The following is a 12523-nucleotide window of genomic DNA, read 5'->3' as shown; positions in this document are numbered from 1 at the left end:
GGTGGGCTGGGCTGAACACCGGCACCGACTCGCGGGATCGTCCAAAGATCCACGGCGTGGAACGATGACGGCCATGTCAGGTCAGGTTTGGGTGTCACTCATATCGCTGGGCGGTGTCGTCCTCGGCGGGGCGTTGTCCTACCTCGTCCAGCACAGGACTCAGCTCTCGGCGGAACGTGCCGAACAGCAACGGCAGCAGACCTCCTTGTCGGAGGCCCGACGGGCGGAACGGCTGGCGTTGCTGGAGCGGTTCATCGAGGTGGGTGCCGAGGCCGAACGCTCCGCCTTCAGCCGGCCTCCCGAGTGGGAACGCACCGACGACTGGTTCCTCACGACCCAGGATGTCATGAACAGGCTTTGGGTCGCGGAACGGCTCATCCGGATTCAGTTCCCCCTGCCCGTGCACGATGCGGCACGCGCGTACTTCCTCGACCTCAACAAGACGGTGTGGGAAGGCTTGCCGGACGATGCCAGCGTGCGGAACTACCTGGAGGAGAACCGGCTGGCGTTCCTGGACGCAGCCCGCGCGGTCATGAACCCGCCCTCATGACGTGCCTGCCCGGCTACACCAACGTGTCCAACCACATCCGCGCCCGGCAGGCCTCCTTGGGGATCGCTGTGCCCGTGTAGATGGGCCAGAAGTAGATGAAGTCACGGTTCGCCACGACGCCAGGGCGTTGACCACGCGCATTGGCTGACTACGCGCTCCGCGCGCGCGATCTGGGCCGTCGTGTACCCGTGGCCCTAGTCGTGCAAGGCCTTGATCGCGGCGCCGACAAACGCGGTCCTTGCCTCCTTGAACCCTTCGAAGGCTGCTTGGTACTCGGCTGAGTGACTTGCGGTGTTGTCGCCTTGTGGTCCGTCGAGGGCTTCAGCCCAGCCCACGAGCGCGACGAACATACGGCCAGTCGCCGTACGCAGTGCGTATGCTTGGGCGACCACGTCGCTCGGTCCCCAGAGGTCGACGCGTCCCGCAGCCTCAGAGAGCGCCGCAAACAGGTCCCTGACGACTGTGCGTTCCTCGCTGGAGAGCGACTGGTTCGCCTGCAATCGAAGTACTTGATAGTTGACGGCTGAGGCTAGAAAGGCTGCCTGGGCAGCCAGGACATCGCCGTACGACACTCGGCGATGATCGCGTATCCAGTGCAGGTGCTCAGCTTCCGATTGACGCTCGACCTGTAGCCGTGTCGCCTCGATGGTCTTCTGAGCGCCGATGCGCGCTCCGTAGGCTGTAGCAAGTCCTCCTACACCGGCACCCACTAGTCCGGCGACCCCTGCAAGTACCGCTGCGATTCCCTGATCCACATCGACATTCTCCTTGCTTACTCAATCGCTCACAGGGCGTTCGGTACAGCCGCCTACGCCTCCGGCTGTCCCTCTGCTACCAAGGCGCCAGCTCTCGACTTCCCATACAGGAGATCCACGGCTGTGCGCGTTCGGCCTTCACTGCTCGGCAGGAGGTGCGTGTAGGTCCGGAGGGTGAATGGGTCCCTGTCCTCGGGGCCCGGCGGTGTGACGGCCATGGCCGCTTCCAGCGCACGCCGACTGTCGTCGGGCAGTCGGCAGTCACCAGCCTTTACCGCGCGTTTGAGATCATGGACCCGACGTTTGTGCGCGCCCGCGCCGGCTTTCATGCCGACTTGGCGCAAGCTCACCTCACGCGAGCCGAGTACGACGACGCTGGCACGCATCTGCGGCAGGCTCGCTTGTTGGCGGGCCGTACCGGCTCGGTCCGGCAGCGTCGTCGCGTCGACCTGCTCAGTGCGCGGTTGTGAGTCCCTGAGTGCGCCGTGCCGCGAGAATGTGTAGCAGGGCAACGAGGGTGCCAGAGCCCAGCAGCTCACCGCGGGCCATGAGCCCGGCAATGTCCGCCAGCGGTACCCACTCGATGTGGTCGGCCTCTTCCAGGTCGGTCGGCTCACCGACCTTCTCAGCGCCGTGTCCCAAGAAGATTTCGTGCGGGGAGTCGACCATGCCGCCCATGGGCTGATAGCTCACAACGTGTTCCAGCGACTTGGGCTGCCATCCCGTCTCTTCGACGGTCTCCCGCAGCGCCGTGTCCGCTGGGTCTTCCCCCTCGTCCACAATGCCGCCGGGGAGCTCCCAGCCGAATTGCTTCGGCACGAAGCGGTACCGCCACATCATCAGGACGCGGTCCTGATCATCAACGACAGCGGTAATGGCCACGTGGTGAAGCCTAACGACGTGGTGTTCGAACCGCTTCACCCCGGGCGGCTCCACGTCCCAGAGCTGAAGTCTGACCCACCGGTTGTCGTACACGTCGCGCTCGCCGTGGATACGCCAGGGCTCCAGCCCTTCCGGACGCTGAACGCTCACCGCGCCCGGCACCCGGTACGAACTCCGTCCCCGCACCTCCAGCTGTCCTTCGGAGACGAGACGGGCGAGCACCTGCCGTAGAGCCGTCCGGCCGCGATGCTGAGTTCTTCCACGAGCGTGCGTTCTGAGGGGAGCTTGTCGCCGGGGGCGTACCCGCCTCCGGAGTCATGTGTCCGGACTATTCTGCGAGTCGTTCTGTCACACGTCTTTAGCTCTATGAAAAGCGCTTAGGTTCTCTACCGACATTCGTAGCGCCTCATAGCTGCCAAGGTCGTCAACGAATTCGCTCTTGATCTGGACCCATGCTGTCCTTGCTCCCGTCTTACTCGCTACGTGCCCAAGGTGTTCAATTGCCTGGGTTGTCAGGGAGTTATGCGTGACCACAAGAACCGCAGCCAACCGGTGTTGCGTGATCATTTCTGCCACGTATCTAATATCTTCGACTTTAACACCTTGAGTGTACTTCTTAACCTCGATACCAATCGTTGTGCCGTCTGGATGGATTACGGCTAGATCCGGAATTGGCGTTCGCATGCCGTTATCAAGCTGTTCTTCCAGGTTGAGCACTTGCGCCTCAGTGAATTGCTGGCGCAGCATCAACTCGATGGCCCTGCTGTATGGCAGTGGGTCAGCGTAATCCTGCTCAGCCGTGGCCAGATCGTGTACCGATCGTTCGTCTACTCGCAGATCTAGGATTTCGTTTGCTTGTGCGAGTAGCTGACTGGGGGTGAGCATATAGAGTTGAACGCCTGCCCTGTTGCGGAGCTCGACGACCAGTTCAGTTCTAGGCCGAGCGGGTGTATGGCTAGATGCGGTAATCCACCAATCTGGCTTAACGTCACCGGTCACAAGGAGGACATCGCTCTTCCGGTGCTCTGCTTCGTCAAGGATTTGCGACCACAGCAGATAGTCGCCGGCTGCTTTCTCGATCGGCTTGTCTTTAAAGTCCTCATATCCTGGAGGGATGCGCTTCTCGGCCCGCTTCTCTGCTTCTTTCAGGGCGCTCGTAAGTGTTGCCTCGGAGGCAGGCTCGCCGATGCGTCCATGTAGTAGTGCTTCGAGTTCAGACAGAACCGGATCCGAGTGAGTCGCGGAGACGTCCTTCAGTGCGTCTCGCTCTGCTTGCGACTGAATGAAAGACTTCAGGCTCGTTAGGACGATTTCCATAGAACTTCTGTTACGATTCAAATGATCTCTGGCGTTCGCGTCATTGGACAAGTGAACGTCTTTAAGCCAGCGGTCTAGCGCGTCATTCATGGATCTATGTGCTTTGTCTAGAGCTGCACACGTCTCTTTGGCTTTAGTGCGATGATGTCCTCGCACTGAAGGTAGGTCTCGGTTGCGCCAAAACTCCGATAGAACTTGGTGTGGGACCCATATGCGGTCGCGGAGCTTTTTTAGGACGGAGAACGTGTCTCTTCTGGTGTGGTTATTGCTGCGGTATAGGTTGAGTAGCACGTTCGTATCTAGTGCTATCAAACCGTGTGTGAAAAGGCGTTCGTAATCCTCGCGGACGGGTGTCCTGTAGGCGTCATCGCAATCAAAGATCCCTCGGCGCATTTTTCCTTTCGCTGTCCCCGGAGTTTCCTGTTTCTCCTCAGTCAAAGCTGCCTCCCCGCCCTCTGAGTGACGCATATTTTCGTCAAACAGTGTTGCAGGCTAACGCTCTTTGCGTCTGGCGTTTACGAAGGATCGGTGACCGTACACGGCTCCCGGGTGCAGGAGGCAACGTCGGAGAGCCTGCTGACATCACACTCACGTCGTCTGCGTGGGAAGTGACGGCCAGGGGACCCGCTGCGGGCCACGTGGCACGCGTGGGGGAGGTGCAGACTAGACAGCGAAAGACCAGGTCAGCAGCTCATGCCTTGCAGACTGTAAATCTGCTGAGGGCCAGGGTTGGGCCGTCCCTGGGCCGTACGCGGGGGACCAACGACGACCGCCAACGACCAACATCGACCACGGGGGCACGCTATGCCGCCGTGCCCCCACGACGGATCTGCCCGGCTACACCCACGTGTCCAGCCACATCCGCGCCCGCCAGTCCTCCATCGGGACCGCCGTGCCCGTGTAGATCGGCCAGAAGTAGATGAAGTTCCAGGCGATCAGCAGCACCAGTACGCCCGCGCCCGTCGCCCCCGCCACCCGCCGGGCGTCGCCGCAGCCCGGCCGGCCGATGATCGCCCCCAGCAGCATTGCCACCGCCAGGCACAGGAAGGGGACGAAGACGACCGCGTAGAAGACGAAGATCGTGCGCTCCTGGTACAGGAACCAGGGGAGATAGCCGGCCGCGATGCCGCAGGCGATGGCGCCCGCGCGCCAGTCCCGGCGGAAGACCCAGCGCCACAGCACGTACAGCAGCGCGAAGCAGCCCACCCACCACAGCAGCGGCGTGCCCAGCGCCAGCACCTCGCGGGCGCACTTCTCGCCCGCGTCGGCCGGGCAGCCGTCCGAGCCGGGCGAGGGCGACTCGTAGAAGTAGGAGACGGGGCGGCCCATCACGATCCAGCTCCACGGATTGGACTGGTACGTGTGCGGCGACGTCAGGTGGGTGTGGAACTCCAGCACCTGCGTCTCGTAGTGCCACAGGCTGCGCCACCAGTCCGGGAAGAGCCACGACCAGGAGCTGTCCTTGCCGTCGGTCGCCGCCCAGTCGCGGTAGTAGCCGCCGGTACCGTCCGAGGGGGAGAGGATCCAGCCCAGCCAGGACAGCAGGTAGGTGCCGAGCGCCACCGGCACCGTCGACAGGAACGCCCAGCCCAGGTCGTACCTGAGGACCGACAGGTGCGGCCGGTGGGCGCCCGCGACCCGGCGGGTGCCGACGTCCCACAGCACGGCCATCACGCAGAACGCCGCCATGATGTAGAGGCCGTTCCACTTGGTCGCCGCCGCCAGGCCCAGCATCAGCCCCGCCGCCAGCCGCCACGGCCGCCACCCGAAGCGGAACGTCTCCGCGAGGTGCGCGTCCGGGCGGACCCGGCCGTCGGCGTCCACGGGCAGCGCGGCGGCGAGTCTGCCCCGGGCCCAGTCCCGGTCGGCGACCAGGCAGCCGAAGGCCGCCAGCACGAAGAACATCAGCACGCTGTCCAGCAGCGCGGTGCGGCTCATCACGAAGTGCAGCCCGTCCACCGCCATCAGCGCGCCCGCCAGGCACCCCAGGAAGGTCGAGCGGAACAGGCGCCGGCCGATCCGGCACAGCAGCAGCACCGACAGGGTGCCGAGCAGCGCCGTCATGAAGCGCCAGCCGAACGGGTCGAAGCCGAACAGCAGTTCGCCGAGTCCGATGACGTACTTGCCGACCGGCGGGTGCACGACGTACGACGCGTCAGCCGGGATCGGGACGTCGCCGCCGGAGTTCAGGATCAGGTCGTTGGCGTTCTTGTCCCAGTTGACCTCGAAACCGCGGTGGATCAGCGCCCACGCGTCCTTGGCGTAGTACGTCTCGTCGAATATCACCGCCTTCGGGCTGCCCAGGTTCCAGAACCGCAGCACCCCCGCGAACAGCGCCACCAGCAGCGGCCCGCCCCACGCCGACCAGCGCACGAGCCGCTCGGCGCGCGTCTTCGACAGGTTGAGGAAGACCCACAGCCGCGGCCCCGGACGCGTGTACGGCGGCACCAGCCGGTCGCGGACGTCGTCGGCCGCGGGCGGTGCCGGGTAGCCGAAGCGGCGCAGCCGCTGCTGCCAGGCCGGCCGCTGCTCGTGCGGGGCCTGGTCCTGCCGGGTGTCCGTGGAGGACGCGGTACTGGTCACCGCGCCATCGTAGGGAACCGCGCTGTGCACGTCCCGCGCATGCCCCGGACCGGTCCCCACGCGTTGCTGGGAGGATGGGGAGGTGACTGGAACCCTTGTACTGGCGGGCACCCCCATCGGCGACGTGCGCGACGCGCCGCCCCGGCTCGCCGAGGAACTGGCCGAGGCCGACGTCGTCGCCGCCGAGGACACCCGGCGGCTGCGCCGGCTCACCCAGGCGCTCGGTGTCACCCCGCGCGGGCGCGTCGTGTCGTACTTCGAGGGCAACGAGTCCGCCCGCACCCCCGAGCTGGTCGAGGAGCTGGCGGGCGGCGCGCGCGTGCTGCTGGTGACCGACGCCGGGATGCCGTCCGTCTCCGACCCCGGCTACCGGCTGGTCGCCGCCGCCGTCGAGCGGGACGTCCGGGTCACCGCCGTACCCGGGCCGTCCGCCGTGCTCACCGCGCTCGCCCTGTCCGGGCTGCCCGTCGACCGGTTCTGCTTCGAGGGGTTCCTGCCCCGCAAGGCCGGCGAGCGGCGCGCGCGGCTGCGCGAGGCGGCCACCGAGCGCCGCACCCTCGTGTACTTCGAGGCCCCGCACCGCCTCGACGACACGCTCGCCGACATGGCCGAGGCGTTCGGTTCCGGGCGGCGGGCCGCCGTCTGCCGGGAGCTGACCAAGACGTACGAGGAGGTCAGGCGCGGCGGGCTGGGGGAGCTGGCCGCGTGGGCCGCCGAAGGGGTGCGCGGCGAGATCACCGTCGTCGTCGAGGGGGCCCCGGAGCAGGGGCCCGAGGAGGTCGGCGCGGCGGAACTGGTGCGCCGGGTGCGGGTGCGCGAGGAGGCGGGGGAGCGGCGCAAGGAGGCCATCGCGGCGGTCGCCGCACAGGCGGGCCTGCCCAAGCGCGAGGTGTTCGACGCGGTGGTGGCGGCGAAGAACGCGGGGGCGTGATCCGGCCGCGCTTGACCCGGTCCTGACCTTGCGGGCCCTTCCGTCAAGGACAGCCCAAATCGGCTCAAACACTCGGCACTGCCTGGTGCTTTCCGGCCGGTGGAGGAGTCCACTGGGGGCAGGAAAGGCGACTGGACCGAAGGAGCCGGGATGAGCACGAGTGAGAGCGCGGCACGGACCGGGACGGCCTTGGGAGCCACAGCCGTCGTCCACGAGTCCTACTCGTTCGCCTGCATGCGCTGCGGGCACGGCTGGGAGCAGTCGTTCGCGATCGAGCACCACACGGACGCCGACGGCCACGCATTCGTCCGCTACGTCGCCGACGGCCGCGTCGTGCCCTCCCCGCTGACCCGGCCGACCTGCGCCAACTGCGACAACCACGTCGTGCGGATCATGCGGCCGGGGCGGGTCGCCTCCGTGCGCGGCGCCTCCCACGGCCTCCACCGGGTGCCGCCGGCTGGGCCCCTGGAGGTGCCCCAGGTGCCGCAGGTGCCGGCCGGTCAGGTGGTGCCCGAGGCGCCGGGGCCGGGCGCGCCGGGCCTGACGGCCGGACGTGGACCTGGGCACTGGCACCTGAGCGACCTCCTGCACTCCCTGCACCTCCACCGCAGGGCGAGCTGACCCGCCGGGACCCGGCCGGGGCTTTCGTAGGATCGAAGGCATGCCTTCGAACGCCTCCGGCCGCTCCGACAAGAACGACGCGCCGCCGCTGCCCGAGCCCCTGCGGGTACCGGTCGCCGACTCCCACACCCACCTCGACATGCAGTCGGGCACGGTGGCGGAGGGCCTCGCCAAGGCCGCCTCGGTCGGCGTCACGACCGTCGTCCAGGTCGGCTGCGACCTCGCCGGCTCCCGCTGGGCGGCCGAGACGGCGGCGGCCCACGACGCCGTGCACGCCACCGTCGCCCTGCACCCCAACGAGGCGCCGCGCATCGTCCACGGCGACCCCGACGGCTGGTCGCGGCAGGGAGCACGGCAGCCCGGCGGGGACGCGGCGCTCGACGAGGCGCTCGCCGAGATCGACCGCCTCGCGGCACTTCCGCAGGTCAAGGGCGTCGGAGAGACGGGACTGGACTACTTCCGCACCGGCCCCGAGGGCAAGGAGGCGCAGGAGCGGTCCTTCCGCGCCCACATCGAGATCGCCAAGCGGCACGGCAAGACCCTGGTCATCCACGACCGCGACGCCCACGCCGACGTCCTGCGCGTCCTCAAGGAGGAGGGCGCCCCCGAGCGCACCGTCTTCCACTGCTACTCCGGCGACGCCGAGATGGCCGAGATCTGCGCGAGCGCCGGCTACTACATGTCCTTCGCCGGGAACGTCACCTTCAAGAACGCCCAGAACCTCCGCGACGCCCTCGCCGTCGCCCCGCCGGAGCTGATCCTCGTGGAGACCGACGCGCCGTTCCTGACGCCGGTGCCCTACCGGGGCCGGCCGAACGCCCCCTACCTGATCCCGGTCACGGTGCGTGCCATGGCCGCCGTGCGCGGCGTCGACGAGGACACGCTGGCGAGCGCGCTGGCCGCGAACACCGCGCGCGCCTTCGGGTACTGAGGCGGGGCGCACCCGTTCGCCACGCTGAGTGCTCGTCCTGCTTTGGAGAGTGACGGACGCTCCGCTAGGTTCTGGGGGCCCGATCCGGACCCCTGGAGCGTGTCGGCGTGAACGGAACGCAGTTCGAGACCTACGAGACCCGGGCGCCGTACGACGTCCACAGCGCGCCGACCCTGCCGTACGGCGACACCTACCGCCCCCCGCTGCCCCGGCAGGGCACCAACCCGGTACCCGCCCCCGACGGCGGCCGGGCCGCGCGCCGGCGCCGGGAACGCCGGCCCGCGCCCACGGACGGCTCCCTGCGCCGCCTGGTGCCGCGCGCCCTGGTCGTCGCGTTCCTCGCGGGCGGCACCACCGCCTTCGTCGCCGAGGACAAGGCGGTCGAGCTGACCGTCGACGGCACCCCGCGCACGCTGCACACCTTCGCCGACGACGTCACCGAACTGCTCGCCGAGGAAGGCGTCCAGGTGGGCGCCCACGACGTGATCACCCCCGCCCCCGGCACCGGTCTGACCAGCGGCGAGGAGGTCACCGTCCGCCACGGACGCCCCGTCCTGCTCACCCTCGACGGCCGCCGCCGCCAGGTGTGGACGACCGCTCAGACGGTGGCGGGGGCGCTGCGGGAACTCGGCGTGCGCACCCAGGGCGCGCACCTGTCCGCCCCCGCCTCCCGGCGCATCGGACGCGAGGGACTCGCCCTGGACGTGCGCACCGAACGCGTGGTCACCGTCCTGGCGGACGGCCGGGCCCGCACCATCCGCACCAACGCCGCCACCGTGAGCGAGGCCGTCGAACAGGCCGGGGTCACCCTGCACGGCGAGGACACCACCTCCGTCCCCGGCACCGGCTTCCCCCGCGACGGGCAGACCATCACGGTGCTGCGGATCACCGGCTCCCAGGAGGTCCGCGAGGACCCGGTCCCCTTCGCCGAGCGACGGACCGAGGACCCGACCCTCTACCGGGGCACCGAGGTCGTCCAGCAGGCCGGACGGCCCGGTCTGCGGCGGACCACCTACGCCCTGCGCACCGTCAACGGCGTCCGGCAGAAGCCGCGCGAGCTGCGCACCGAGCTGGTGCGCGCACCCCGCCCGCAGATCGTCCGGGTCGGCACCCGCGCCCGTCCCGCGTCCGTCCGGGGCGCCGACCACCTGAACTGGCAGGCCCTCGCCGCCTGCGAGTCGGGCGGCCGCCCGCAGGCCGTCGACGCCTCCGGGACGTACGGGGGCCTCTACCAGTTCGACGCCGACACCTGGCACAGCCTCGGCGGCGAGGGACGCCCCGAGGACGCGACGGCCGCCGAGCAGACGTACCGGGCGAAGAAGCTGTACGTCCGCAGCGGCAGCAGCCCGTGGCCGCACTGCGGGGCCCGGCTGCAGGGCTGACCGCCCCCGGGCGGTCCGCTGCTGCTCGGCCCGGACGGCCCCGCGCCCGCCCCCGGCTACCCTTGCGGGGTGAGCAGCCCCACCCCCGACGCCCTCCTGGGTCCCGCCGACGTCCGCGAACTCGCGGCGGCCCTCGGCGTACGCCCCACCAAGCAGCGCGGCCAGAACTTCGTCATCGACGCGAACACGGTCCGCCGTATCGTCCGCACCGCCGAGGTACGCCCCGACGACGTGGTGGTCGAGGTGGGACCGGGTCTCGGCTCGCTCACCCTGGCCCTGCTGGAGGCGGCCGACAAGGTCACCGCCGTCGAGATCGACGACGTCCTCGCCGCCGCCCTGCCCGCCACCGTCGCCGCCCGCATGCCCGAGCACGCCGACCGGTTCGCGCTCGTCCACTCCGACGCCATGCAGGTGACCGAGCTGCCGGGCCCGGCCCCGACGGCGCTGGTCGCGAACCTGCCGTACAACGTGGCCGTGCCCGTACTCCTCCACATGCTGGAGACCTTCCCGACCATCGAGCGGACCCTCGTCATGGTCCAGGCGGAGGTCGCCGACCGTCTCGCCGCCGGACCCGGCTCGAAGGTGTACGGCGTCCCCTCCGTGAAGGCCAACTGGTACGCCGAGGTCAAGCGGGCCGGCTCCATCGGCCGCAACGTCTTCTGGCCCGCGCCGAACGTCGACAGCGGCCTGGTGTCACTCGTCCGGCGGACCGAGCCGCTGAAGACCACCGCGTCCCGGCGCGAGGTGTTCGCCGTCATCGACGCCGCGTTCGCCCAGCGCCGCAAGACTCTGCGGGCCGCCCTCTCGGGGTGGGCGGGGTCAGCCGCGGCCGCCGAGGAGGCCCTCGTCGCCGCGGGCGTGTCGCCGCAGGCGCGCGGAGAGGCGCTGACCGTGGAAGAGTTCGCGCGTATCGCCGAGCACAAGGCGCGCATCGCCCAGCACGAGGAGTGACGAGCAAGTGAGCGTGACGGTCCGCGTCCCCGCCAAGGTCAACGTCCAGCTCGCGGTCGGCGCCGCCCGCCCCGACGGCTTCCACGACCTGGCCAACGTCTTCCTCGCGGTCTCCCTGTACGACGAGGTCACCGCCACCCCCGCCGGTGAACTCCGCGTCACCTGCGAGGGCCCGGACGCCGCCCAGGTCCCCCTGGACCGCACCAACCTGGCGGCCCGCGCGGCACTCGCCCTCGCCGAGCGCTACGGCCGCGCCCCCGACGTCCACCTGCACATCGCCAAGGACATCCCGGTCGCCGGCGGCATGGCGGGCGGCAGCGCGGACTGCGCGGGTGCCCTGGTCGCCTGCGACGCCCTGTGGGGCACCGGCGCCTCGCGCGACGAGCTGCTGGAGATCTGCGCCGAGCTGGGCAGCGACGTGCCGTTCAGCCTGGTCGGCGGGGCGGCGCTGGGCACCGGGCGGGGCGAGAAGCTCGCGGAGCTGGAGGTCGGCGGCGACTTCCACTGGGTGTTCGCACTGGCCGCGCGAGGGCTGTCGACGCCGGCCGTCTTCCGCGAGTTCGACCGGCTGGGGGAGGGCCTGGACATTCCGGAGCCGGTCGCCGACCAGGCGGTCCTCGACGCCCTCGCCAAGGGCGACCCGACCGCCCTCGCCGTGGCCGTCTCCAACGACCTTCAGCCGGCCGCGCTCTCCCTCTTCCCGGAACTGGGCGACACCCTCGCGGCGGGGCGGGCGGCGGGAGCGCTGGCGGCGCTGGTGTCGGGGTCGGGGCCGACGACGGCCTTCCTCGCCCCCGACGCCGGGTCGGCCTCCGACATCGCGGGCGTGCTGCGGGCGTCGGGGACGTGCCGGGACGTGCGGACCGCGGTGGGGGCGGCGGCGGGGGCGACGGTGGTGTGAGGGCGATCAGAGCTTGTCGATGGCGGTGAGGTCGATGTCGATCGGATAGGGGACGTCGACCTTGATCCGGTCGTGGTGGATGCCCGTCAGCGCGTACGTACCGGTGGTCTCCGCCAGCTCGTACACCTGGATCACGGGACGACTGTCCGGGCTCACCATGTCGACCAGCCAGAAATGGCGAATCCCCGCTGCGGCGTACTTGTAAGGCTTGGTGTGCCGGTCACGGGACTCGGATTCCGGCGAGATCACCTCGACCGCCATCACGACTTCGTCGGCCTCGAAACGCGTCTGCAGCGGCCCCCGTCTCGCCTCTGCCTTGATGAGGGAGATGTCTGGCTCCGGACCGTTGCGCTGGTCCAGAACGATGGTCATCTCCCGGGCGACTTTGAGATGCGACGGGATCGTGCTGCGCAGGCCGCTGACCAGCAGGTCGATGGCTGTGAAATGGAACCAGCGCTGGGGACTCACGAAAATCAGGCTCCCGTCGATCAACTCGGTGTGTCGCGGGAGATCAGGCAGTGTGAACAGGTCGTCCACTGTGTAACCGTCCGTCGGCGGCATGGGCCAACGCGGCTGCTCGACGGACTCGGCGGTCATGGTTCCTCCCATGAGACGGGATCCTGCTGCCCTGCCCTCCAAGGTAACCGGGAGATCTGACACACGTCACCACAAAGAGTGACCACCCCCGCCCGCCCCACCCCACCCCCCGGAGGGCCTAC

At 69.2% G+C, this 12523-nt stretch carries 11 protein-coding genes and 2 pseudogenes; 8 read left to right on the top strand and 5 right to left on the bottom strand.

Annotation, left to right across the window (positions count from 1 at the left end):
* Positions 1-64: 64 nt before the first annotated feature.
* The gene (locus AMK11_RS20595; protein WP_079187572.1) at positions 65-550 is read left to right on the top strand and encodes a hypothetical protein; all 486 of its coding nucleotides are present in this window, start codon (positions 65-67) and stop codon (positions 548-550) included.
* Positions 551-744: 194 nt separating this feature from the next.
* Here AMK11_RS20595 and AMK11_RS20590 read toward each other — a convergent pair whose 3' ends face one another.
* A complete protein-coding gene (locus tag AMK11_RS20590; protein ID WP_143194586.1) occupies positions 745-1305 on the bottom strand; it encodes a hypothetical protein in 561 nt (186 codons plus the stop codon).
* 257 nt (positions 1306-1562) lie between these two features.
* Here AMK11_RS20590 and AMK11_RS38590 point away from each other — a divergent pair.
* Positions 1563-1775: pseudogene (locus AMK11_RS38590) on the top strand (XRE family transcriptional regulator); the annotation flags it as partial.
* On the opposite strand, the pseudogene AMK11_RS20580 reads toward AMK11_RS38590, so the two are convergent.
* The 3 genes and pseudogenes from AMK11_RS20580 to AMK11_RS20575 form a co-directional block, all read right to left on the bottom strand.
* Positions 1759-2519 (bottom strand): annotated as a pseudogene (locus AMK11_RS20580) (NUDIX domain-containing protein). The pseudogenes AMK11_RS38590 and AMK11_RS20580 sit on opposite strands and share 17 nt — an antisense overlap.
* A gap of 16 nt (positions 2520-2535) precedes the next feature.
* Positions 2536-3897, bottom strand: a complete 1362-nt coding sequence (locus AMK11_RS37465) for a PIN-like domain-containing protein (protein WP_241847033.1) — start codon at positions 3895-3897, stop codon at positions 2536-2538.
* A 444-nt stretch (positions 3898-4341) separates the two neighbouring features.
* Positions 4342-6087: a dolichyl-phosphate-mannose--protein mannosyltransferase gene (locus AMK11_RS20575; RefSeq protein WP_073729338.1), complete on the bottom strand. Its 1746-nt coding sequence runs from the start codon at positions 6085-6087 to the stop codon at positions 4342-4344.
* 82 nt (positions 6088-6169) lie between these two features.
* On the opposite strand from AMK11_RS20575, the gene rsmI reads away from it, so the two are divergent.
* The 6 genes from rsmI to AMK11_RS20545 all read left to right on the top strand — a co-directional run bounded on the left by rsmI (position 6170) and on the right by AMK11_RS20545 (position 11804).
* Positions 6170-7018, top strand: coding sequence for a 16S rRNA (cytidine(1402)-2'-O)-methyltransferase (rsmI, locus tag AMK11_RS20570; RefSeq protein ID WP_073729336.1), 849 nt, complete (start codon positions 6170-6172; stop codon positions 7016-7018).
* A gap of 150 nt (positions 7019-7168) precedes the next feature.
* A complete protein-coding gene (locus AMK11_RS20565; RefSeq protein WP_073729334.1) occupies positions 7169-7639 on the top strand; it encodes a hypothetical protein in 471 nt (156 codons plus the stop codon).
* A gap of 40 nt (positions 7640-7679) precedes the next feature.
* Entirely contained in the window at positions 7680-8570 is an 891-nt protein-coding gene (locus tag AMK11_RS20560) for a TatD family hydrolase (RefSeq protein WP_073729332.1), read from the top strand.
* Between the two features lie 107 nt (positions 8571-8677).
* Positions 8678-9952, top strand: coding sequence for a resuscitation-promoting factor (locus AMK11_RS20555; protein WP_274535678.1), 1275 nt, complete (start codon positions 8678-8680; stop codon positions 9950-9952).
* 69 nt (positions 9953-10021) lie between these two features.
* Positions 10022-10903, top strand: a complete 882-nt coding sequence (gene rsmA / locus AMK11_RS20550; RefSeq protein ID WP_073729328.1) for a 16S rRNA (adenine(1518)-N(6)/adenine(1519)-N(6))-dimethyltransferase RsmA — start codon at positions 10022-10024, stop codon at positions 10901-10903.
* Between the two features lie 7 nt (positions 10904-10910).
* Positions 10911-11804, top strand: a complete 894-nt coding sequence (locus AMK11_RS20545) for a 4-(cytidine 5'-diphospho)-2-C-methyl-D-erythritol kinase (protein ID WP_073729326.1) — start codon at positions 10911-10913, stop codon at positions 11802-11804.
* Between the two features lie 6 nt (positions 11805-11810).
* Here AMK11_RS20545 and AMK11_RS20540 read toward each other — a convergent pair whose 3' ends face one another.
* Complete coding sequence (locus AMK11_RS20540; RefSeq protein WP_073729324.1) at positions 11811-12401, bottom strand: Uma2 family endonuclease; 591 nt, start codon at positions 12399-12401, stop codon at positions 11811-11813.
* Between the last annotated feature and the right edge of the window lie 122 nt (positions 12402-12523).

It is taken from the genome of Streptomyces sp. CB02414 (genome assembly GCF_001905385.1).
Lineage (GTDB): Bacteria > Actinomycetota > Actinomycetes > Streptomycetales > Streptomycetaceae > Streptomyces.
This window is presented reverse-complemented; position numbering and strand designations above follow the sequence as displayed.

What these genes read in the sequence shown, in the direction of transcription:
- AMK11_RS20595 (WP_079187572.1), top strand. Translation starts at nt 65, where the DNA reads ATGACGGCCATGTCAGGTCAGGTTTGGGTGTCACTCATATCGCTGGGC.
- AMK11_RS37465 (WP_241847033.1), bottom strand. Translation starts at nt 3,897, where the DNA reads ATGCGCCGAGGGATCTTTGATTGCGATGACGCCTACAGGACACCCGTC.
- AMK11_RS20565 (WP_073729334.1), top strand. Translation starts at nt 7,169, where the DNA reads ATGAGCACGAGTGAGAGCGCGGCACGGACCGGGACGGCCTTGGGAGCC.
- AMK11_RS20560 (WP_073729332.1), top strand. Translation starts at nt 7,680, where the DNA reads ATGCCTTCGAACGCCTCCGGCCGCTCCGACAAGAACGACGCGCCGCCG.
- AMK11_RS20540 (WP_073729324.1), bottom strand. Translation starts at nt 12,401, where the DNA reads ATGACCGCCGAGTCCGTCGAGCAGCCGCGTTGGCCCATGCCGCCGACG.